Origin of the sequence: Amycolatopsis azurea DSM 43854 (assembly GCF_001995215.1) — a bacterium.
In the GTDB taxonomy this organism is placed as follows: Bacteria; Actinomycetota; Actinomycetes; order Mycobacteriales; family Pseudonocardiaceae; genus Amycolatopsis; species Amycolatopsis azurea.
Map to the genome: position 1 here is coordinate 285,947 of NZ_MUXN01000023.1, position 21,794 is coordinate 307,740.

Genomic DNA, 21,794 nt, shown 5'->3' on the forward strand with positions numbered 1-21,794 from the left:
CTGAGGGTAGGGAAGGAGCCCTCCACGGCGTACCGCGTTCAGCCCCGGACGGCCTCGTAGACCCCGGCGATCATGCCGACGAACGGGATCAGCGAGAGCAGCACCAGGAACTCGACGATGTCGAGAGTCCTCGCCCAGTAAGGGGAACGGCGTCCCTTCGCGACACGGGTCGCGTACGTGAGACAGACGCCCGCGGCGACGACGACGGCGCAGCCCGCGGCGAAAACGAACGAACGCGGACCGCCCGCGGCGAGCCAGAAACCGGCCGACGCCAGGGCGGCCGCGCCGAACCCGATGAGCACGAGCCGCTGCGAGCGGCCGGCGAACGCGCGCGAACGCAACATCAGCGCCAGCCCCAGCAGCGCGCACAAGCCCGCTTCCCAAGCCCCGCCGGAAGACGCCAGGACCACCGAAGCCGAGACAACGGTGAAGCCGAGCGCGACGAGCAGCCCGGTCAGCAACGCCTGCGCGTAGGTCGTGCCGCCGATCATGTCCTCGCCGAGCGAAGGGTTCTCGTCGGCGCGGAACGCGTCCATGTCGTCGGGCACCCGCGGCAGCGGCAGCCTGCCGAGCCGCAGCGCCATCATCGGCGCCACCGCGGCCAGCGCCGTCGCCACGACGGCGACCACGGCGGCCGCCGAAACCGGGCGGACATCGGCCAGCAGGACGATCGCGGTGGTGATCGCGCCGAACCCGGCCGACACCGTCACCGCGACGAACCACGGCAGCCGGTCCGCCACCGAAACGGCCGCGATCACGCCGTACACGGTCACCACGGCGAGCCCGGCGGCCAGCGGCCCGGCCGACAGCGAGAACAGCGGATGCGGCGGCAGGATCGACATCCCGGCCAGCAGCGCCGCCCCGACCCCGGCGAGCGCGCCGGCGGCACCGGCCTCCGCGTCGCCGTACGCGCGGCTCAGCGCGCCACCGCCCAGCACCAGGACCAGTGCGAGCAGCCCGGTCCCGATCGGCGCCAGCACACTGCCGGACGCCGCCGCCTGCACCAGCAGGCCACCGGCGAGCAGCAGCACCACGGACGCGACGATGCCCGCCTTGCGCGCCACCGACGGACCCCAGCGGCCGGTGCCCGTCTCGGCGACGCTGGCGATCGAGTCGACGACGTCGTCGAACAGCAACGGACCCCGCGGGCGTTCCCGCGGGGTCAGATGGAGGACTTCGCCGTCGCGTACCTGTGCCGCGGCGACCGTGAGCCCGAGCGCGAGCGGAGCGCCGCCGAGCCGCGACAGCACCCAACCGGGATGCTCGGCCGACGCCTGCCCCGAAGCGCCCGCGAGCCGCACGAGCTGCGGGACGAGTTCGGCGAACGTGCTCTGCTGCGGCAGCGCCACGTCGACGCGCGCCCTCGGTGTCACCACCGTGACGCGCCGGGTGGAGCCCGCGATCGCGGCCGTCATGCTTCGATCGACTTGGCGGATTCGATGACCGGGGCGAACTTGGCGCTACTGGCCTCGGCCAGTTTCTGCAGCCCGTTGTTGACCGCCTCCAGCACGATCTCCGAGATGTTGCGAGCGTCGTACTGGCGCAGCGCGCGCGGGTCGATGTCGATCGAGGTGAACCGGCCGTCACCGCGCAGCACGACGGTGACCTCGTTCTGCCGCGAGTGCGCCTTGACCTCCATCGCCTCGACCGAACGCTGGATGCGCTGCACCTCTTCGGTCTGCTTGCGGACCTGGTCCAGCAACTCGTCCATGTCCGGCATGGCGTAGGGGTCGGTGGTCACGAATCTTCTCCTTCATCTGCGGTGGAATCCCGCCGGACGTGGACGCTGCCCACGAACCGCCGGAAGTCGTCGCCGAGGCCACGGGCCGCCTCGGGCGTTGCGGTGCAGGCGATCTCGAGGATCAGCCGCTCGGCCGGGCTCTCCCCCGGCACGGTCAGGTGCACCTGCGTCTGGACGAGGTCCTGTCCCTCGCCGGTGCGGATGCGCAGCACCTGCGTCACCCCCGGCGCGATCCCGGTACCGATCACCTTGCGCCGCACCACTTCGAGCGCGGCCATCGACCGGCCGAGGCGTTCGACGGCCTCGTCGGCGATGTCGGTGATCTGCGCCTGGTCGGGCCGCTGCCCGACGCTCAGGGTGATGTTCGGGGTGAACTCCGAGTCCGTTCCGGGATGGACGGCCACGAAAGCCGCGCCCTCGGCGCCGACGGACGACGGCTCGACCGGGACCCAGCCTTCGGGGATGTCGAATCCGAGCGGGAGGGAAACCCGGTCCTGCGTCGCCATAGCACTCATTCCCGTCACCACGTGCCCACGTAGGAGACCGCGTCGTCCCACGCTTCGCCGACGGCGTCCGCCGCCTGGCCCGCCGCGCCGCTGACCGCGTCGACCGCCGCGCCGCCGTACTCGCCGACGGTGTCCGCGATCTTCGGCAGGTCGATGTCGATCTTCGCGCCGATCCCGGCACCGAGACCGAGTGCGACGCCCGCCTTGAAGTTGACCTTGATGTGCCCGGCGTCGTAAACCGCCTGGCCGTCGAGCTGCGCGCCGAGTCCGTATTGGAGAGTGCCGCTCGCGCCGACGCCCACTCCGGCCACGTCCGCCGCGAGCTCGCCTTCGACCTTACCCCCGACGAAAGCGTTGGCGTGCACGCCGACACCGTGCGCGCCAGCCTGGAGCGAGCCGTTCACCTCGCCGCCGAGGAACGCGGTCCCCTTGGCGCTGCCCGAAGCGACGCCCCATTCCTTCTTGCCTTCGAGCTCTTCCTTGAAGGCGGCCAATTCGGCGTGACCGGACGCCTTGACGTCCCAGCCCTGCGAGGAGACCTTGGCGTCCCAGCCCGGGGTGAAGCCGTCCTGCTCCTGCTTCCACTTGGCGTAGGTGATCTCGGTGTTGCCCCAGGCCTTGTCACGCAGGCCTTCCGGCTTCGGCCTGCCGAACGGCGTGTCACCGGCGCGCGGGGCGCGTGTGCCTTCGAGACCGTCCCAGGTCAGCTTCTTCCAGCCGGAGTTGCCGAACCAGGAAGGATGCGACCGCGGGCGCTTGCGGCCGTCGAGCGCCTCACCGTTGAGCCAGTACAACGGGCCGCGGCCCCATTTGCCGAGTTCGTGCTCGATCCGGCCGGTGCCCTCCGGCGGGAACAGCCGCGCGAGTTCTTCGCTCAGCTCGTCGGCGATCTCCTGCGCCGCCTGCGCGGCCCGTTCGCCGAGCTGGCGGGCGGCGGAGATGAAGGCGTTGACCGCGTTCGCGTTCGCCGTCCGCGCCTGGCTGGTGAGCTGCGCCGCGTACTGGTCGAACTGGGCGAGGATGGAGTCCACACAGGACTTCGCGCCCTGCAAGGCTTGTGCGCCCGCGCGCAGCCGGTTCGACTGGTCGCTCAGTTTCGTGCCGAGCTCGGTGAGTTCCTGGCTCAGTTTCGCCGCGGACGTGGCGAACGCGGTGTAGGCGTCGCCCTCCCAGGACGCGTTGAGCGCCTTCGCCGCTTTGCCGATCTCGTCCGCCCGGCCGGAAACCGTCGACGCCCGCTCGCCGCACCGCTGCCCCGCCGCGTTCAGCGCCGAGGGATCGCCGGTGACCCGCCGCTGGTACTCGACCACGAGCCGCCGGTAGTTCGACAGGATCGAGCTGACGACGCCCGACGCGTCGACCACACCGCTCCCCGACACGGTTTACCTGCCCTTCGCCGGTGAGTCGGCCCCTGCGTCGATGTCGATGTGCTGCTCGAAGTGCTTGCCGCCGTAGTTCATGTCGATGTCGATATCGATGTCCTGCCCGCCCGGCGCCTGCACGGTGGACTTGCCGGTGCTCAGGTCGGTGGTGATGGTGACCGTGTTCCCGCTGCCCGCACCCGCACCCGCGCCCGCGCCCGCTCCCGGGAACGAGCCGCCGGAACCCGAGCCCCCGCCGGAGGGTCTGTCCACCGGGATCCAGGCGTCGGCGCCGCCCGGCCAGTTCCCCTGGGATCCGTTGCCGCCCAGCGCCGGCGGCCGGTACTGGGTGAACGGCGGCGTCTCGCCCGGCGTCGTCCCACCACCGGAAGCACCGCCCGCACCGCCGCCCGCGCCCCCGCCGGAACCGCCGATCGCGGCCTGCCCCGAACCGCTGGCGACCGAGCCCGGCGCCTGCGGGTTGGTGACCGGGGTGCCGGAGACCGCCGAGTTGCCCGCCGCGCCGTTGTCCCCGGCGTCGTTGTGCCCGAACAGTTTCTGGACCTCGCCGATGATCTGGGCGATCTGGGTGATCTGGTTGGCGAGGTCGACCACGCCGAGCGCCTTCAGCAGCGCGCCGATCGCGGTGATGAACGCGCGCAGCGAAGCACTGGTGGCGGTGGAAAGCGCGACGGCGGCACCGTAGGTCCACGGATTCGACATCAGGCCCGCGACCGTCGGGTTCACCGCCGAGACCACCGCTTTGTAGGCGGTCTGCGCGGTCTTGATCAGCGTCCCGGCGATGCCGAGCAGCTCGGCGCCCTTCTGCACGACCTGGATGATCTTGGTCAGCGAGTTCAGGGAATCGGTGATCTTCTTCAGCGCGGAGTCCGACGCGCCGCCGGACCAGATCTTGCCCAGCTGCTCGGCGGCCTTCGTCACCTCGTTGTACATGGTGAGGAATTCGTTGGCCTTCTTGAGCACCTCGAGCACGTGCTTCGCGATCTGTTCCGGCTGGCCGGTGAGGATCTGCGGCAGGATGGTGATCGGCCCGCCCGAGCCCGCGGTCGCGTCCATCGCGCTGGAATTGGGGTAAGTCAGCATGTCGCTCCTCAGGCCGGAAGTCAGACGGAAGCCGGGCGGTAGACGCTGACCTTCGCCAGGCCGTTGATGTCCGCTTGGACGATTCCGTGGTTGTAGAGCAGCCCGCCTTCTCCGGCGATGGCGATGATCGGCTTGCTGTCGGAGAACAGGAGCGGCTCGACCACGACGACATCGCCGCTGTGCACCCCGCCGGGCACGTCCCCGAAGTTGCGCGCCGTACCGGCGTAGACCTCGATGACCCCGACCCGCGCCTGGTTGTCGGCGTCACCGGCCAGCCAGTCGTTGAAGTCCGAGACGCCGTGGAACCGCGTGTCGGTGATCGGGTGGTCGCCGAGCTGTCCCAGCTGCGCGTCCCCCAGGTAGCGCAGGACATTGCCGACCGACGAGGGCTCGCCGTTGCCGCCGGCGCTGTCGTTGATGGCGAGCGTCGCCAGTTCGGAGGCGTGCGAGTTCCCCCAGATCGACGACGTCGACCCCGCGCCGCCACCGGGGCGGCCGCCGTATCCGCCCGCGACCGCCTCGTCGGCGGCCTGGTAGGCGTCGGCGCTGCTCTTGACGAACCCGTTGATCTGCTGCAGCAGCTGCAGGAGCGTGCGGACCGCGACCACCTGCTGGCTCTGCATGGCCGTGTTGGCCGCCGCCACCGCGCTGCCGAACGTGGCGAACGACATCGGCTGAAGAACGGTGCGTTCGAGGTCGGCGACGACATTGATGCCCTGCATGATGATGCCGCCCAGGTTCCCGACCGCCGAGCGCATGGCCTCGGGCTCCGCCCGGTACTCGCCCGTGCCGACCATGGCTCTCCTTTTCTCGTTCCCCCACGTCTGCGTTGACCAGCAGCGTAAGTTCGCCACCAGACGTGAGCGGACGGCAAAAGTACCCACCGCAACGGCGGCACGAGTGGCCAGAATGATCGGCAGGATTACCCACAAGCGGCCAGAAAGACCCTGATGAGCGCCACTCGCGACCGCCTGCCGGCCCTGGGCGAACAGCCCGGTGAAATCGTCCTGCAGTCCCCGCCGATGCTGCCGAAGGGCTCCTCCGGCGGAGCCATGCAGCTGCTGATGTTCATGCCGATGATGCTGGGCATGGGCGCCATGTCGTTCGTCTACATCGGACGCGACGGCGGGGTGATGACGTACATCTTCGGCGCGTTGTTCCTCACCGCGATGGTGGGCATGGTCGTGATGTCGCTCGGGCGCGGCGGCGCGCAGAAGAAGGCACAGATCAACGAGGAACGCCGGGACTACCAGCGCTATCTGACCGGTTTGCGCGGCCAGGTCCGCGACATCGCGGACAACCAGCGCGCGGCCATGGCGGCGCTGCAGCCCGACCCGGCGGATCTGTGGGCGTACATCGAGACAGGGAAGCTGTGGGACCGTCGCCGGTCCGACTCGCAGTTCGCGCAGGTGCGGGTCGGGACGGGGCCGCAGCGGCTCGCGACGCCGTTGAAGGCACCGCAAACCGTGCCGCTGGAAGACCTCGACCCGGTGTGCTCGACGAACCTCAAGCACTTCATCCGGACCTACTCGACGGTCGACGGGCTCCCGGTCGCGATCTCGCTGCGGTCGTTCGCGCAGGTCAGCCTGTCCGGCCGCCGCCCGGACACCCTCGGTACCGCGCGGGCGCTGCTGACCCAGCTCGCGACCTTCCATTCACCCGGCGACCTGCGGATCGCGCTGTGCGTCAAGGACGACCGGCTGCACGACTGGGAATGGGCGAAGTGGCTGCCGCACGTCGCCTCCACCGCGGCCGACGCCGCCGGTCCGCGACGGCTCGTCGACGCCGCCTCCGGGAAGCTCGCCGATCTCCTCGGACCCGATCTCGGCGACCGGCCCGCGTTCACCCGGCGACCGGACTCCCGGCTGGACCTGCCGCACATCGTCGTGATCGTGGACGGCGGGCACACCCTCGCCGACGCGCGGCTCGTCGCCGAAGAGGGCAGGCTCGGCGTCACGGTGGTGGAGATCGGCGCGGAGCAGCCCCGGTCGGTGTCGTCCGAACGGCTGCTTAGCCTGCACATGAGCCCGGAGCAGCTCGGGATGGTCGTCGGTGACGGCAGCGAGCAACGGCTCGGGTTCCTTGGCGTGCCGGACACCCTCGACCGAGGGGCCGCCGAGGCACTGGCCCGGATGCTGACGCCGTTGTTCCAAGGGGCGGCCGTGGTCAGCGAGGCGCCGATGTCGGCGACGTTCGGACTGGCCGGGCTGCTCGGCATCGGCGATCCGCGCGACACCGACACCGCCGTCACCTGGGCGCCGCGTTCGGCGCGGGACCGGCTGCGGATCCCGCTGGGCATCAACCCCGAGGGCAGGCCGGTCGACCTCGACCTCAAGGAGTCGGCGGAAGGCGGGATGGGCCCGCACGGGCTGGTCATCGGCGCGACCGGGTCCGGCAAGAGCGAACTGCTGCGGACGCTGGTCACCGCGCTCGCCGTCACGCATTCGTCGGAGAAGCTCAATCTCGCGCTGATCGACTTCAAGGGTGGCGCGACGTTCGCGGGCATGACCGGGCTGCCGCACACCTGCGCCGTCATCACGAACCTGTCCGACGATCTCGCGCTGGTCGACCGCATGGCGGACGCGCTGAACGGCGAACTGTTGCGGCGTCAGGAGCTTCTGCACGCGGCCGGTAACTACGCGTCGGTGCGGGACTACGAAAAGGCCAGGGAATCCGGCGTCAACCTGCGGCCGTTGCCGTCGTTGCTGGTGATCATCGACGAATTCAGCGAGCTGCTGTCCTCGCGGCCGGAGTTCATCGACCTGTTCGTCGCGATCGGCCGGCTGGGGCGGAGTCTCGGGATCCACCTGCTGCTGGCGTCACAGCGGCTGGAAGAAGGACGGCTGCGCGGCCTGGACTCGCACCTGTCGTACCGGATCGGCCTGCGGACGTTCTCCGCGTCGGAAAGCCGCGCGGTGCTCGGTGTCGCGGACGCCTACCAGCTTCCGCCCGTGCCGGGTTCGGCGTATCTGAAGTCCGACAACGACACCCTCATCCGGCTCAAGGCCGCCTACGTCTCCGGAGAACTGCCGCCGCGCAGCAAGATCGTGCGCAAGGACGGCCAGAGCCTCGGTCTCATGCCGTTCACGCTGGCGCCGGTGGAGATCCCGGTGACCGTCGAGGCGGAGGAACCGGTCGAGAAGGGCACCGGCGAGACGATCATCGGCGCGATGATCTCGCGGATCGAAGGCAAAGGCCCGGAGGCGCACCAGATCTGGCTGCCGCCGCTGGCCGAACCGCCCACCCTCGACCAGCTGCTGCCGCCGCTCGGCGAAGATCCCGAACGCGGGCTGTGCCCGCTGGGCTGGGGCGGCAACGGCAAGCTGATGATCCCCGTCGCCCTGGTCGACAAGCCCTTCGAACAACGTCGCGACATGCTGTGGGCCGATTTCTCCGGCGCCGCCGGGCACGCGCTGATCGTCGGCGCGCCCCAGAGCGGCAAGAGCACGCTGATGCGCGACATCGCCGCGATGCTCGCGCTCACCCACACCCCGGAAGAGGTCCAGCTGTTCGTGCTGGACATGGGCGGTGGCGCGCTGGCGCCGATCGCCGGGCTGCCGCACGTGTCCGGCTACGCGACACGGCGCGACGCCCAGCGTTGCCGCCGGGTGGTGGCCGAGCTGACGACCCTGCTCGAGCAGCGTGAGGAGTTCTTCTCCGCCAACGGGATCGAATCGATCACCACCTTCCGCCAGCGGCGCAAGGAGTTCCAGGAGAGCACGGAAGGCCGCGAATTCGGCGACGTCTTCCTGTTCGTCGACAACTGGACCACGATCCGCCAGGAGTACGAACAGCTGGAGGAACAGATCACCAGCCTGGCGTCACGCGGGCTCGGTTTCGGCATCCACGTCGTCGTCTCGATCAACCAGTGGATGGGCATGCGGGCGCCGCTGCGCGACGCCATCGGCACCAAGCTCGAGCTACGGCTCGGTGAGCCCGCCGACTCGCTGATCGACCGCAAGATCGCGCAGAACGTCCCGGCGGACCGGCCGGGACGCGGGCTCACCGCCGACAAGCTGCACTTCCTCGCGGCACTCCCGCGTATCGATTCGGACCAGCGGCCGGATACGGTCGGTGCCGGTGGTCTTGATCTGAACCGGCGGATTTCCGCGGCCTGGAAGGGAAATCCAGCACCTGCCGTGCGTCTGCTCCCCGCCGAGGTACCGCTGGATTCACTGGACGCCGGACCGCGCAAGCAGGTCACGCTCGGCATCGCGGAATCGAATCTGCGACCGGTGTATCTCGATTTCGCCACCGAACCGCATTTCGTGGCCTTCGGCGACGTGGAATCCGGGAAGAGTTCGCTTCTGCGCGCGATCGCGCAGGGCATCACCGCGAAGTACTCACCGGACGAAGCGGCGATCGTGGTCGCCGACTACCGGCGCGGGATGCTGGGTGCGGTGCCGGAATCGCATCTGCTCGGCTACGCCGGTTCCGAAACCGCGTTGACCGGGCTGATCGACCAATGCCGGCAGGCGATGCAGAACCGGCTTCCCGGTTCGGAGGTCACGCCCGAGCAGTTGCGGAACCGGTCGTGGTGGCGGGGACCGGATCTGTTCGTACTCGTCGACGACTACGAAATGGTCGCGACCGTCGGCCGGAATCCGTTGCTGCCGCTGCTGGAATTCCTGCCGCAGGCGCGGGACATCGGGCTCCACCTCGTCGTCGCGCGCGGGAGCGGCGGCGCCGGTCGTTCGCTGTTCGAACCCGTGCTGCAGCGGATCCGCGAGCTGGGTTCACCCGGTCTCGTGATGTCCGGATCGCGGGACGAGGGCGCGCTGCTCGGAGACGTCAAGCCGGGGCCCCAGCCCGCGGGGCGGGGCGTGCTGGTCTCGCGGCGGCACGGGACCGGACTGGTCCAGGTCGCTTGGACGAAACCCGTGGAGGACTGAGCTCCGTCCCGTCATCGCTGAAGGTTCAGTTCGGAGGGGCCACGCCCGTGGGCGACGTCGGTCGCCAGGGCTTTGAGTTTCATGCTCCGGCTTCGGGCATGCCCGCGCAGGCGCGCGAACGCTTCGTCCAGCGGGATGTGGAAACGTTCGGACAGCACACCTTTGGCCTGTTCGATCGCGACCCGGCTGTGCAGCGCCCCCTCGAGCTGGCTGACGACCTGTTCGAGGCCGTTCACCCTGTAGTGGTGCGCGAAACAGCCCATGGCGGCGTCGGTGAAGGCCTGGGCGATGCGCAGGTCCGTCACGGGTATCACCGGCTGTCCGGTGTTCATCAGGTTCAGCGCGCCCACCGTGGTGTCCCTGGTGCGCAACGGCACCGCCGCGATCGCGACCACACCCGCCTCGCGCGCGTGCGGGGCGAACCGCGGCCAGTGTTCCGCGCCCGGACTCCCGGCGCAGAACCCGATCGGCGGCAGGACGGCGTTGGTGCGGGCGATGTCCAGGCTAGGTCCCTCGCCGATCTCGACCTGGACTTCCTCCAGTCCTCGGCATCGTTCGTCGGACGCGGTGGCGTAGTGCACCTGGCCGCGATCGTCGACCACGGTGGTGCCGGCGCCTTGAACCCGCAGGAGAACGTTCGCGTGGTGGGTCAGATCGTGGAGCAGATCCAGGGCGTCGAAATCCGCGGCTCGGCTCGACAAGTCCGCGGTGGCTTCGGCGATGCATGCTTCTCGTTCTGTGGCTGGCACTGGAAGTCGCCAATCAGGGATAGCCCACGCCCAACGTCGCCGGGTCGGTCCGCACTCGTCAGCACGCGGGAACCGGGTGACCTCGGGGGAGGTCATTTCGTGCCCGCTGACAGGAGTGCACTCCTCTGCTTCCGTTGACCCGTCCGAGGTCCGCTCCAACTGGGGCCAGGCCGTCGCGCGACCTCACGATGCCGCCACGACGCTACACCGGATTCCGGGTACCCATATAGGGCCATCCAGGTCTACGGGCCGACTGCTCGCCCACCCGGGTGACGAGCGGCCCGATTCTCGCCGGGACGCCCGGGAATCGGGCGATCAGTACGGCTCGATCTTCACTGCGGGTTCGGGCGAGAAGACCGGCTGACGGCATCCACGATGTCAGGGAATTCCTTCTATTTCCTGACATCGCCAAGGATTTCGCTCCGGACCGCTCAGCGGCTTCGCGGAAGATGGCCTGCCTGAAGGAAAAACTTTCATCGCACCTGGAAAGGCCTGACAGAATCGGGTTTTTCGCGAAATACGCGACACCAGATCCAATTCCTCCCCTCCCTGCCGAGCCGATCGGACTTGTCGCAAAGTGTTCACAGATGCCCGTTCACTCTCCGCGTAAACCCGATCACCGATTCAGTGGTGATCGAACTCACGTTCGAGTAAGATCACAGCCATGACCCAAACTCTTCTTCACAATCTGAAAGCCGCTCATTTCCTGGACACCGCGTTCGCCGAAGAGGTTTCGCTTCGAGGATCGCAGGGTCGTCAGGTGCGGGCGTTGGCCGAGTTCGCCGCCGTGGGCGGTTCGCGAAGATCGGTGACCGAGGAAGTCGCGTTGCGCTTCTCGGTCTCACGAAATCGCGCGTTCCTCCTGCTGGAGATCTCCTGCGCCTTGGTGTCCCGGCTGCCGAACACGTTGGCAGCGCTGGACAAGGGTGAGATCGACCTATTCAAGGCGTCGAAGGTCACCCAGTTGACCAGGGACGTGTCGGACGAGGTCGCCACGCAGGTGGACGAGTTCATGGCCAAACGCCTGGCCGAGCGCGACCCCGCGGCGATCCGCGGGTCGGTGAACTACGCGGTGCAGAAGTTCGATCCCGACGGCTATCGGGAGCGAGCGGCGAAGAAACGCGCCCTGCGGCGCGTGTCGCTGAAACACGAGGACGAGACCATGTCCACACTCTCCGGCCATCTCCCCACCGAGGTCGCCGGCTCGATCTACGCCTCGATGAGCCGTGCCGCACAGACACGGCGGAGAACGGACAAGTCCCGCACCCTCGAACAGCACCGCGCAGACGTGTTCGCCGAACGCCTGCTCGCCGAGAACGGCCGCGGCAAGCCACGTCCACACATCCACGTCTATGTGGACCTGTTGACCCTGACCGGTGCCCGCAAGGATCCCGCGTTCCTCGCCGGCTACGGACCCATCCCGGACTGGCTCGTCCGCGAGATCGCGTCGAACCCCAAATCGACGTGGTCGCGGTTGATCACCGATCCCGCTACCGGGCAGGTACTCGAGGCGGGTGCGGAGTCCTATCGGTTCCCCGCCTCGCTCGCCCGGCTGATCAAGGCGAGGGACCGGGAGTGCACCCATCCCGGCTGCCACCGCCCCGCCGAGTTCTCCGAGATCGACCACATCATCGCCCGGGCCCGCAACGGCAAGACCGATCACCACAACGGCCACGGATACTGCAGGATCCACAACCTGCTCAAGGAAGAACCCGGATGGTCGGCCGAACCCACCGGCAACGGCGGCATGATCATCACCACGCCCAGCGGGCACACCTACACCACGACACCCGAACCACTCCACGAACCCCGCATCGAACCGGAAGAAGACGAACCGGCGGCCTGAACCCGCGAGCCGGCCACAGTGGAGCGCCGCCGCACAGGCCGCCCGGAAAGTCACTTGATCCGTGCGGCGATCTCCCGGGCGCAGACCAGGGCATCATTCGCTCCCGAGTCGACTTCGAGGTCGTAAACCACACCCCGATGCACTGACTCGGCCTGCGTCTCCGCCATTCCCGTGACCCGATCCCCACGCACGGTCTCCCGCGCCGCGGCCACAGCACCGCCGCACCGGACTCCGACCCACAGCACCTCGAGCCCAGCACTGTCCAACGCATCGCGCCACCGCTGTTGTGACGCTGCCCCACCAAGGAACACGTCGTCGACGATGACCCGGGCCCCCGCCCTCACCATCGCCGCGACACCGGTCATCCACGCGTGTTCGAGCCGTTGGAAACCGAACCCGACGCTCACCCCGCCGTCCACCGCGAAGTCGATACCCTCGTCCACCGAGGCAGGCATGGCGTCGATCAAGGTGTCGACACCCAAGGTGAGCCAAGGTTCCGGTAGCACCGTTTGCAGACACCGGGCGATCGTCGACTTACCCGAACTCGACCCACCGTTCAGGACGATCACCCGGGTCGCCGCGTGAATACGCGTGGGCGCCGGCGGCCCAGGCAGAGGGTCACCTCGCTCCGCACGGAACTCCGCGACCAGATCGAACAGCGCGGCCACCTGTGCCGCGTCATCAAGGCCCGAGAACGACGGATCACGCTTTTCCAGCAAACCGGATACAACGGACGCCCACGCCAAAGGACCCGGATCCACCCATTGCTGAAAACCGCGCAGAACACGGTTCCCCGAAGCCGCGTCGAACCCGTACAAGAAGACGCAAGCGTCCCGAAGCGTCGCGATCCCATACACGGAGGGCCGGAACCTGACGTCAGCCAGTCGGTCATCGATGTCCACACCCGACTATCCCACCCGGACGGCCCAATACTTTCCTCGCACCGCTTACCGACTTCGGTAGGTTACAAAAGCCCTTACCGCAGCATAACTTGGTGAAACCGTTTCGAGTCGAAACGGAACTCCCCGACGCAGGCCGAAGGGCGTATTCATGCGTATGTCCAAGATTGTCGCAGCGGTGGCCGGTGCCGCCGCGGCGCTGACCGTTGCCGCCACCCCTGCCGCGAACGCGGGCCAGGACATCATCGGCGGCGGCACCGTGAGTTCAGCTCCGTGGGGCGCCCAGATCTACTGGAACGACGCCACCGCGTACGGCGGCTTCAACTGCTCCGGCACCATCATCGCGCCGCAGTGGGTCCTCACCGCGAAGCACTGCCTCAACGCTCCCGGCATGCATGTGAAGGTCGGGAACGTCAACCTCCAGCAGGGCACGAACGCCGAGGTGGACCAGCAGAAGGCGGCCCCCAGCGGGGACATCGCGCTGCTGCACCTCAAGACCGCGGTCAGCACCACCTACATGAAGCTCGGCACCGCGAACCCGGCCAACGGCTCCACCAACCAGATCTACGGCTGGGGTCGCACGCAGGGCAACAACCCGCCGTCGAGCGTGCTGAAGACGGCCAACGTCCGTATCACCGGAACCAGCAGCGACGCTTACGGCGGCCAGGCCATCGCCAGCGTCGGCGTCAACGGTTCGGCGTGGCACGGCGACTCGGGCGGCCCGCAGCTCTCGGGCGGCGTCCAGGTCGGCGTCTGCTCGACCGGCAGCAACTCCGGCACGGACCCGCAGGGTACCCAGAACTACGCCAGCGTCGCGGCGAGCCGCAGCTGGATCCGCACCACCGCGGGAGTCTGACCGCGAAGTCCGACGACAAAGGGAAGGGGGCTGTTCGCAACCGAACGGCCCCCTTCCCCCCGCTCCCCAAAACGCTTGATTCAGCAACGCTTCTGGATCAAGCGCACTTCGACTTCGGGTTGATCATCGACACCGAGCCGACCTTGTCGCCGTTGACGGTGAACTCGAAGACCCAGTCCGGTTTCCCGTCGAGAGGCACCTGGAATCGGCCGTTGCCGCCGGCCTTCATCCCCTTGGCGTCGTAGGCCGTCTTCAGTTCCGCCAGCGACGAACCTGCGCCGATCCCCTCGGCCGTCTTCGCTTCCGCAGGAGCGGCGAGTTCACGCAGGCCGTCCTTGCCGAACGAGGCACCACCGGCGGCCACGAAGGCCTTGTCTCGCTCTTCCCGCTTGCCCGCCAGATCGGCGGACGCGAGCGCGGCGTCGGCGAACAACTGCGCGTCCTTGGCGGACTTCTCCGCCGACTTGGCGCTTTCCTCCGCGGACGCGCCCGGTTTCGGCTCCGGATCCGCCTCGAGCTCGTCCGCCTTCTTGTTCAGGTCCTTGGCCTTGGCCTCGACGTCGGCCTCCGCCTTCATCCGCGCCGGGTCGGGTGCCGGGCCGCCGGTGTAGGAGAAATCAGTACAACCATCCAAAGTGGACGTCGGCGCCGAAGCGAGCTTGCCGCCCGAGAGCGCGGCGTCCTTGGCCATCCCCAGCGTCAGACCGCGATATCCCGCCGGGCCGAACGTCTCGGGTGCCGCCGGTTTGCCCGCATCGGACGCCCCCGGTGACCCGTCCGAACCGGGCGACGACGAACAAGCCACCCCACCGATCAGCACCGCCGCGGCGGTGAGCACCACGCCCGCGCGTCTGCCCGAAAACCGCCCGTAAGTCCGTGTTCCAGTCACGCTTACCCCCTTCATCGGATCGAAAGTTATCCGATTCCGGAGGAAGTCCCGAGTGGATTTCGTGGAGATCCGGCGAAGATCACGTCAACTGGTGCATCGGCCGCGGCGCCCGGAGCGAAAGGGCCGAGCCGGCGGCCACGACGGCGATGATCCCGGCGCCCGCGGCCAGCGTCCAGAAGTCGGGGTGCACGATGGACTGCCCCCGCTGGGCCTGCCAAGTGAGCAGTACCAGCAACCCCGCGAAGCCCACCGAAGCGGTCCGGACGAGATTCCGCCGCACGAAGTCCGATTCGAGCACCGGATACCGCCGCGAGAGCTTCAGCAGCCCGAAGGCGACCAGCGGCAGCACCTGGATCGCGTGGATCCCGAAGAAGTGCGGGATGCGCATGTCCCCGCCCACGGTGCTCCACCCCAGCACCGGCAGCCCCGGGCCGCCGTCGGGCACCCCGACGGCGTGGGCTCCGACGATCGACGGCCGTTCGCCGGAGCGGAACTGGGCCTTCTGCTGTTCGTTCGGCCCGAACATCAGCAGCGCGATCCCGATGCCGGCGACCGACAACGCGGCGCCCGCGCGTAACGCGGAGTTCATCGCCCGGTCGGGAAGACGTTGGAACAGCAGGAGAACCGCGATGGCCGCTGACGCTCCCCAGCCGGTGAAGGCGCCGTTCGCGACCATGTTGTTGATCCACTGGTCGACCGGGGTCTCCTGGTTGAAGTGGAGTGTCCGGCCACGGACGGCGATCTGCCAGAACAGCAGCGCCATGTCCATGCCGAGGCCGACCGCGAACACCGTCCCGAGCCACCATCCGACCCGCTTGCCCCGGGCCAGCTGGCCGATCAGCCAGGCCAGCGTCACCGCGTAGAGCCCCACGGAAATCGTGAACTTGAGCGGTTTGAGCCAAATGGGCGCGTTGACGAGGCTGCGATCGTCGAAAACGAGACCGCCGAGCGCGATCACGCCGAGCACCGCCATCGCGGCCGCCAAGATCATCAGCGGGCGATGCAGTACTGTCCTGGATCCCTTGTCCACCATGGAATCGAGAGTGCCGGGGAGCTCCACATCGAACACTGGAGTACTCCCCCTGATCGAAGGTGGGGAAGGCCCTACCGCCGACCTGTGGGTAATAGTGCCGTCACCGTAACCGGCAGTTGTGCCGTTTGACCGCACTCCCCTCTTTTCTAGCGTGTCCTTCACAAGAGCAGACAGGGCGTCCCCTGGTGCTCACCGGGATTTCCAGCGAGATGAGAGGAGGTGGCCCATCAATGACCGGTACGGGATATCAGGCAGACGCAGCTGCGATGGCGCGCGCCGTCCAGGGGTTCGAGGAAACCGCGTCGAACGCCAAGACCACGATGGCCAGCTTGGAGAGCGAGCTGACCCAGACCCTGCACAACTACAAGGGTGACCAGGCGGTCGCGTTCTGGGACCTGCAGCGCCGTCTGCAGGAGAAGATGACCATCGCCGTGAACGAGCTCAACACCATGTCGCGTCTCGTGCACGAAAGCAACCGGAACTACAACTCGGGTGACGAGCAGGTCCGGGAAAGCCTGACCGGGGTCAGCGGCACCGTCGACCAGACCGTGATCCACCGGCTGAACCCCTGATCCGCGAGAGGACCACCAATCATGGCTGACGTCGTCGAAATCAACTTCGCCGCGCTGCAGCACAGCTCGGCCTCGCTGGCCGCCAAGGCCAAGGCGCTCACCTCCCAGCTCGAACAGCTGCACACCAACCTGCAGCCCATCACCCAGACCTGGTACGCCTCCGGCAGCTCCGCCGGTGAGGCCGCCCGTGCGTCTGAAACCCGCCTGCGCCAGGCCACCGCGGACATCGTGGCGATCATCGCGCAGTTCGGTGGCAAGGTCGGCGACGCCCACGATCTCCAGCACAGCCTGGAGAACCGCAACCAGGGCCTGTTCGCCGGCTGATCCCCATCCGTCGGCCGGCCGGTGCTTTCACCCCCCTCGGCACCGGCCGGCCGGCTTTGCGCGTAGTCGTCCTTTGTTGGCATGGCCGATCACGAGAGAGCCGGGATCAATGCAAGACCAGTCGTACTACGTCCATCTGGAATCGCTGAAGGACTTCGTGCGGGAACTGGAGACCCAGATCCATGCGATGTCCAAGCCGAACGACTTCCTGCTGACCCTGAGCGAACAGCCGCTGTTGTTCGGCGAGTTCGGGGAGGCGGGTTCCCTCAACAAGGCACATCAGGCGGCCGTCGCCGAGATGCAGGGGCTGCTGGACCAGGTCAAGGGCGCGATCACCTTCGCGCAGGACGTCACCACGACCGTCGCGGACGGCTACGCCGCGGCCGATGACTCGGTCGCGGGCGACATGAACCACTCCAGCCAGCAGACCGGGCTGCTCGATCCGCTGCTCAACGCCCTCGGCGGCGTGCTGGGTGGCAACAGCGGCTCGAACGGCGGGGGGAACAAGGGATGACCGACACCGCGCACACGAACTTCGCCGCCTACTCGCACCAGCAGCTCTACGCGATGCTGCAGGCGGGCGACCCCAACACGGCACGCCACGCGGCCCACAAATGGCAGTCCACCGGCTCGGGGCTGTTCGAACAGGCCGAGAACCTGACCGGCGAGCTGAAGGACTTCTCCGGCAGCTGGACCGGCGGTGCCGCCGACAAGTACCACACGATGATCACCGACCTGGTCGGCGGAATCCGCAAGGTCGCCCAGACCGCGCACGCGATGAACCACCTCCTCGAGGACGCGGCGGACGCGCTGGTGAAGGCCAAGAAGGAGATGCCGCCGCCGGTCGCGGTGCCGGACGTCTCCCCGGCCGACGTCGCGCTGGCGGTCAACCCGCCGCTGCTGCCCGCGGACTCGTCGCCCGCGATGATCATGAACGCCGCCCAGCAGCGGCAGCAGGCCATCTCGAACGTCGAGGCGCAGCAGCAGGCAGCGGGCGCGGCCAACGCCGCGCACAGCAAGGCGATCGTGGTGATGACCCAGCTCGCGGGCGACTACACGACGGCGGAGGAGTCCATTCCGGCCTCGCCGAACGCCGTCGCCCCGCCGCCGGTCACCGGTGGCGGCGCGGCCCCTGGCGGCGGTTCTGTCGGCAACAACATCGTCGGCACGCCCGGCGTCGGCGTGGTGCCCGGTGACAACACCCACCCGCTGCCCTCGGACGGCTCGACCCCGCCCACCAACGGGCAGCCGGGCCAGCCGCCCAAATCGAACCCGTTGTTCGGCGACATGTTCACCGCCGGTCTCGCGGCGGCTTCGGCCGCCGCGTTCGGCCGGTTCGGTTCGATCATGCCGCGCGTGCCCGGGTGGGCCAACGGCAAGAACCCGAACGAGGGCAAGGACAAGGACAAGAACGGTGAGCCCGTCGGCGGCGGGGCCGGTTCGGCGGGCGCGACCGCGGGTGGCGCGGGCGGCGGCATCCCGATCGGCGGGGGCGGCGCGCCTTCGCTGGACGGCGGCGCCATCGGCGCGGGCGGTGGCGGGATCTCCGGGCCCGGCGAAGCACCGGCCGCGTTCTCCGGTCTGGCAGGCGACGGCGGCTCGGGCAGCGCGATGAGCGGGCTCGCGGGTGGGGCCGCCGGTGCCGCGGGCGCGGCGGCGGCCAAGGGCGCGATGCCGATGATGCCCATGATGCCGATGGGCATGGGCGCGGGCGGCGACATGGGCTCCGGACGACGGATCCCGCCGTGGCTCGTGGAGACCGAGAACGTCTGGGGTCAGTCGTCCCCGGTCGCTCCGGCCGTCCTCGGCGAAGAACCCGAACAGTACTGATTCCCCTGAAATCGGAGAGGCGGCTCGGTGATGGCATCCAGTGCGGGCGGTTACCGAGTCGACCCCGCCAGGCTCGAAGCGGCGGCGGCGGAACTCGAACAGCGTGCCGGCGTGCTCAAGACGGCGCAGACCGCGCTGGCGGGTGAGAACGTCCCCGCCACCGCGTTCGGTCAGGTTTCGGCGTCCAGCGCGGCTTCGGCGACCTACACCAAGACGATCAAGGACGTCGCGGGCAAACTCGACGGCCAGATCACCAGGGCGACGGTGATCCACCAGGGTCTGACGTCGGCCGCGGGCGGCTACCGGCGCGCCGACGTCCAGGTCGCCGCGTCATACCGGGCGTTGATGCCGGAGAACCCGTTGCCCAAGGCCGGGAATCCGGCGGGCGTCGGCGGCGCGGCCGACACCGGGCAGTGGGCCACCGCGATCGCCGAGAACCGCACGAAGGTCGCCGACGCGCTGACGTCCGAACGCGAGCGGCTCGCGAACCTCCTCGCGAACGGCGGGAAAGCCGGCGACATCGCGAACGCGCGCACCAGGATCGCGCTGTACGAGGACATCATCGCCAACGACCGGCAGATCCTGCGGTTCGACCCGTCCGGCAACGGGCGCATCGCCGAACTTGTCGGCCGGATCGAACCGGGCACCCGCAACGTCGGTCTCTTCGTCCCCGGCGTCAACACCTCGTTCCAGAACTTCCAGAGCTACGCGGATCTCGGCAAGAGCCTGGTCGCCGCGGACGCCACCGGGCGGACCGCGATGGTGGTCTGGGCCGACGGGGTCTTCCCCCAGAACGTCGTCACAGAAGGACCCGCGGCGCATTACGCGCAGACGATGGCGCCCGATCTCAAGGCGTTCGGCGACGAACTGCGCGGGCAGATCGACAGCCACGCCGGGCCGGACACCGTGCTCACCGCCGTCGGGCACAGCTACGGCGGCGCGACCGTGGGGCTCGCGGAGCAGCTCGGTCTGCGGGCCGACCGGGTGCTGCACGTCGAGTCCGCGGGCATGGGGCACGGGATCTGGAGCCCGAGCGATCTCCCGGCGAGCCAGGCGGGTGTGCAGCGGTACTCCATGACCGCCCCCTTCGACCCGATCGTGGTCGCGCAGGGCAACGCGGGCCTCATCGAATGGCTCGGCGCCGGGCACGGAGCGGACCCCGACCGCTTCCCCGGCGTCGTCGAACTGGAAACCGGCCGTGACGCGAACGGCGACCTGCAGTGGGGCTTCGATTCCCACAGCGGGGTGCTCAAACCGGGTTCCGATTCCTGGAACAACATCTACGGTGTGATCACGGGCGGACCGCTCACGCACGAGGGCTTCACGGGCGGCTCGCTGGGCGAGATGGTCGTCGAGGGCGTTGGCCGGGGTTTGTGAGGAGCACCAGATGATCACCAGGAACACCGAACTCGACCCGCTGGCCGAGGATCTGACGGCGGTCATCGACGGCGTGGCCGGCACCTTCGGCACCACCGCGGAACGCACCGTCGAAGGCGAACTGGACTGCGACCCGACCCAGCCGGGCCGGTTGCTCTGCTGGCAGTACGGTCTCCGCGTGGACGACGCGTCCGACGCGGTCCGCAAACTCGTCGACGTCGTCTTGCCGATGCTGGAGGGTCAGGGCTGGCGGGCGCGTGACCGCAGCAACCCGCGTGAGCTGATCGCGCAGTTCAGCCGCGACGGCGCCGACTTCAACGTGCACGTCTCCCGCGCCGGCGACGGCGTGGCCATCGTGGGCTCGACGGCCTGCGTATCCGTCCCCTAGAGAAAACCCCGGGGGTCGCAAAAGACCTCGTGAGCGGCAGTGGAGTCCCCCAGTACTCCGCTGCCGCTCACGAGGCGCGAAATCGCGAAGGCCGCCAGCCCCGGCGCTTGCCCCGCCGGACCGCCGCCACCACCACGCCCGCCGCGATCGCGGTGGCCACCCCGACGATCGCGAGCACACCGGAGACCTTGTCGGTTCCCGCACGAGCGGGCGCCGCGGCAGGGACGACGTAGGTGTCCGGGCCGACGCTCGGCGGTCCTCCCGGACCGGGTGTGTCGGCCGGGATCGCGGCGGAAACGGCGGCGTAGGCGTCGAGCGCGCCCCAGCCCCGCCGGGGATCGTGCCCACCGCTCGGCCCGCGGTGCGCGGTCAGCGTCAGCCGGGCGACGACCTGCTCCGGCGACAGATCGGGGTGATAAGCGCGGACGAGCGCCGCGACGCCCGCCACGTGCGCCGCGGCCAGGCTCGGGTCGCTCACCGGCCACCGGTGCGCGACGGTGCCGCCCGCGCCCGCGGACGTGCTGACCAGTTCGGCGCCGGGCGCGGAAATCCCCACGTAGGAACCGGATTCCGTCTGCACCGCTTCGCCTGTTTGGTTGGTCGAACCGACGGCGAGCACGCCTGGTGTCGCCGTCGGATACGACGTCTGGCCCTGCTGCGTGCCCGCCGCAGGGGAGACGATCAGCGCGCCTTTCTCCTTGGCGTGGGAGACGGCGCCGCCGAGAGCGGGGCTGTCGGAAGCGGCCGGGACGGCGATCAGGATGATCCCCGCGCCGCGGTTCAGCGCCGTTTCGATGGCGGACGCGAGCTGCCCGGGGTCACCGCCACCGTTCGCCTGGGTGTAGCGGATCGGCAGGATCTTGGCGCCGGGCGCGATCCCGACGAAGGTCGTGGACGGATCCGGTTGCGCGCCGACGATCCCGGCGGCGATCGTGCCCCGGCCGTCGCAGTCGTCGGACTCGGTGCCCTGGCCGCCGACGAGCTGACCGGACGCGAACTGGCCGTTGCTCCGGTCGACGCCGGTGCCGATCACCGCGACCAGCTGACCGGTGCCGCGGGACAGCGGCCAGATCCGGGCGGGATCGATCAGCCGTTGTCCCCACGGGACGGCCGCGGTGTAGGTGCCGGTCGGGTTCGCGCACTGCTCGGCGACCGCCGCCGACGGGACGGGAGTGCCGAGCAGTGCTACGAAAGCAACGCCTCCCGCGACGGCACTTTTACCGGCAAAGCCCACCATTCCTCCAGAATCCCCTTGTCACACAAGGGAATTCTAGTTTGCCAGTGGTTGCCATCGGAAGTCCTTCTGGGGTATTCGGCGGATCCAGGTTTCCGCTGGGCGTGCGGCCGTGAGGTCCTCGTACCGGGTTGTACTCGGGTCTCACGGCCGTGCGTCCAGCGGGAAGCTGGGCCGTCGAGACCCCAGGAGG

The 21,794-nt window shown here is 69.0% G+C and carries 20 protein-coding genes; 9 read left to right on the forward strand and 11 right to left on the reverse strand.

The genetic code is table 11. The features are described from left to right. Positions 1-38: 38 nt before the first annotated feature. From eccD to B0293_RS29825, 6 genes are read right to left on the reverse strand one after another with little or no spacing between them, the layout of a single operon-like run. The gene (eccD, locus tag B0293_RS29800; RefSeq protein ID WP_005155306.1) at positions 39-1,415 is read right to left on the reverse strand and encodes a type VII secretion integral membrane protein EccD; all 1,377 of its coding nucleotides are present in this window, start codon (positions 1,413-1,415) and stop codon (positions 39-41) included. Continuing rightward, positions 1,412-1,741, reverse strand: coding sequence for a YbaB/EbfC family nucleoid-associated protein (locus tag B0293_RS29805; protein ID WP_005155307.1), 330 nt, complete (start codon positions 1,739-1,741; stop codon positions 1,412-1,414). The genes eccD and B0293_RS29805 overlap by 4 nt, the downstream gene beginning before the upstream one ends. Then, on the reverse strand, positions 1,738-2,247 hold the full coding sequence (locus B0293_RS29810; protein ID WP_005155308.1) for a hypothetical protein: 510 nt from the start codon (positions 2,245-2,247) through the stop codon (positions 1,738-1,740). Before B0293_RS29810 ends, B0293_RS29805 begins: the two co-directional genes overlap by 4 nt. Positions 2,248-2,261: 14 nt before the next feature. Then, the gene (locus B0293_RS29815) at positions 2,262-3,611 is read right to left on the reverse strand and encodes a WXG100 family type VII secretion target (RefSeq protein WP_005155310.1); all 1,350 of its coding nucleotides are present in this window, start codon (positions 3,609-3,611) and stop codon (positions 2,262-2,264) included. Between the two features lie 18 nt (positions 3,612-3,629). Beyond that, positions 3,630-4,712, reverse strand: a complete 1,083-nt coding sequence (locus tag B0293_RS29820) for a hypothetical protein (RefSeq protein WP_005155311.1) — start codon at positions 4,710-4,712, stop codon at positions 3,630-3,632. Between the two features lie 20 nt (positions 4,713-4,732). Further along, positions 4,733-5,509, reverse strand: coding sequence for a WXG100 family type VII secretion target (locus B0293_RS29825; protein WP_005155314.1), 777 nt, complete (start codon positions 5,507-5,509; stop codon positions 4,733-4,735). A 153-nt stretch (positions 5,510-5,662) separates the two neighbouring features. Here B0293_RS29825 and eccCa point away from each other — a divergent pair, with 153 nt between their 5' ends. Further along, a complete protein-coding gene (gene eccCa, locus B0293_RS29830) occupies positions 5,663-9,604 on the forward strand; it encodes a type VII secretion protein EccCa (protein ID WP_005155316.1) in 3,942 nt (1,313 codons plus the stop codon). A gap of 11 nt (positions 9,605-9,615) precedes the next feature. Here the strand turns inward: eccCa and B0293_RS29835 are convergent, their stop codons facing one another. Then, positions 9,616-10,305, reverse strand: coding sequence for an ANTAR domain-containing protein (locus B0293_RS29835; RefSeq protein ID WP_245191917.1), 690 nt, complete (start codon positions 10,303-10,305; stop codon positions 9,616-9,618). Positions 10,306-11,161: 856 nt separating this feature from the next. Here B0293_RS29835 and B0293_RS29840 point away from each other — a divergent pair. After that, the gene (locus B0293_RS29840; protein WP_039917041.1) at positions 11,162-12,199 is read left to right on the forward strand and encodes an HNH endonuclease signature motif containing protein; all 1,038 of its coding nucleotides are present in this window, start codon (positions 11,162-11,164) and stop codon (positions 12,197-12,199) included. A gap of 50 nt (positions 12,200-12,249) precedes the next feature. Here the strand turns inward: B0293_RS29840 and cpt are convergent, their stop codons facing one another. Continuing rightward, positions 12,250-13,101 (reverse strand): chloramphenicol phosphotransferase CPT, encoded by an 852-nt coding sequence (cpt, locus tag B0293_RS44365; protein ID WP_245191918.1) that lies wholly within the window; start codon positions 13,099-13,101, stop codon positions 12,250-12,252. A 154-nt stretch (positions 13,102-13,255) separates the two neighbouring features. Here cpt and B0293_RS29850 point away from each other — a divergent pair, with 154 nt between their 5' ends. Beyond that, entirely contained in the window at positions 13,256-13,954 is a 699-nt protein-coding gene (locus tag B0293_RS29850; RefSeq protein ID WP_039916989.1) for a S1 family peptidase, read from the forward strand. Positions 13,955-14,051: 97 nt separating this feature from the next. Here the strand turns inward: B0293_RS29850 and B0293_RS29855 are convergent, their stop codons facing one another. Together B0293_RS29855 and B0293_RS29860 are read right to left on the reverse strand one after the other, a co-directional pair. Continuing rightward, entirely contained in the window at positions 14,052-14,843 is a 792-nt protein-coding gene (locus B0293_RS29855) for a hypothetical protein (protein WP_245191919.1), read from the reverse strand. A gap of 79 nt (positions 14,844-14,922) precedes the next feature. Continuing rightward, the gene (locus tag B0293_RS29860) at positions 14,923-15,876 is read right to left on the reverse strand and encodes a hypothetical protein (protein WP_039917051.1); all 954 of its coding nucleotides are present in this window, start codon (positions 15,874-15,876) and stop codon (positions 14,923-14,925) included. 230 nt (positions 15,877-16,106) lie between these two features. Between B0293_RS29860 and B0293_RS29865 the strand changes: the two genes are divergently transcribed. The 6 genes from B0293_RS29865 (at position 16,107) to B0293_RS29890 (ending at position 20,367) form a co-directional block, all read left to right on the forward strand. Then, positions 16,107-16,448 (forward strand): WXG100 family type VII secretion target, encoded by a 342-nt coding sequence (locus B0293_RS29865; RefSeq protein WP_073848466.1) that lies wholly within the window; start codon positions 16,107-16,109, stop codon positions 16,446-16,448. 21 nt (positions 16,449-16,469) lie between these two features. Beyond that, positions 16,470-16,772 carry a hypothetical protein gene (locus B0293_RS29870; RefSeq protein ID WP_005155348.1) on the forward strand — a complete coding sequence of 101 codons (303 nt, stop codon included), beginning with the start codon at positions 16,470-16,472 and terminating at the stop codon, positions 16,770-16,772. 109 nt (positions 16,773-16,881) lie between these two features. Continuing rightward, a complete protein-coding gene (locus B0293_RS29875; RefSeq protein WP_005155350.1) occupies positions 16,882-17,286 on the forward strand; it encodes a hypothetical protein in 405 nt (134 codons plus the stop codon). Further along, complete coding sequence (locus B0293_RS29880) at positions 17,283-18,602, forward strand: WXG100 family type VII secretion target (protein WP_077241420.1); 1,320 nt, start codon at positions 17,283-17,285, stop codon at positions 18,600-18,602. Before B0293_RS29875 ends, B0293_RS29880 begins: the two co-directional genes overlap by 4 nt. A 30-nt stretch (positions 18,603-18,632) precedes the next feature. After that, positions 18,633-19,979 carry an alpha/beta hydrolase gene (locus B0293_RS29885; protein ID WP_039916562.1) on the forward strand — a complete coding sequence of 449 codons (1,347 nt, stop codon included), beginning with the start codon at positions 18,633-18,635 and terminating at the stop codon, positions 19,977-19,979. Positions 19,980-19,989: 10 nt separating this feature from the next. After that, complete coding sequence (locus tag B0293_RS29890; protein ID WP_005154277.1) at positions 19,990-20,367, forward strand: hypothetical protein; 378 nt, start codon at positions 19,990-19,992, stop codon at positions 20,365-20,367. A gap of 67 nt (positions 20,368-20,434) precedes the next feature. Here B0293_RS29890 and B0293_RS29895 read toward each other — a convergent pair whose 3' ends face one another. Next, positions 20,435-21,604 carry a S8 family serine peptidase gene (locus B0293_RS29895; protein WP_005154276.1) on the reverse strand — a complete coding sequence of 390 codons (1,170 nt, stop codon included), beginning with the start codon at positions 21,602-21,604 and terminating at the stop codon, positions 20,435-20,437. Positions 21,605-21,794: the final 190 nt, after the last annotated feature.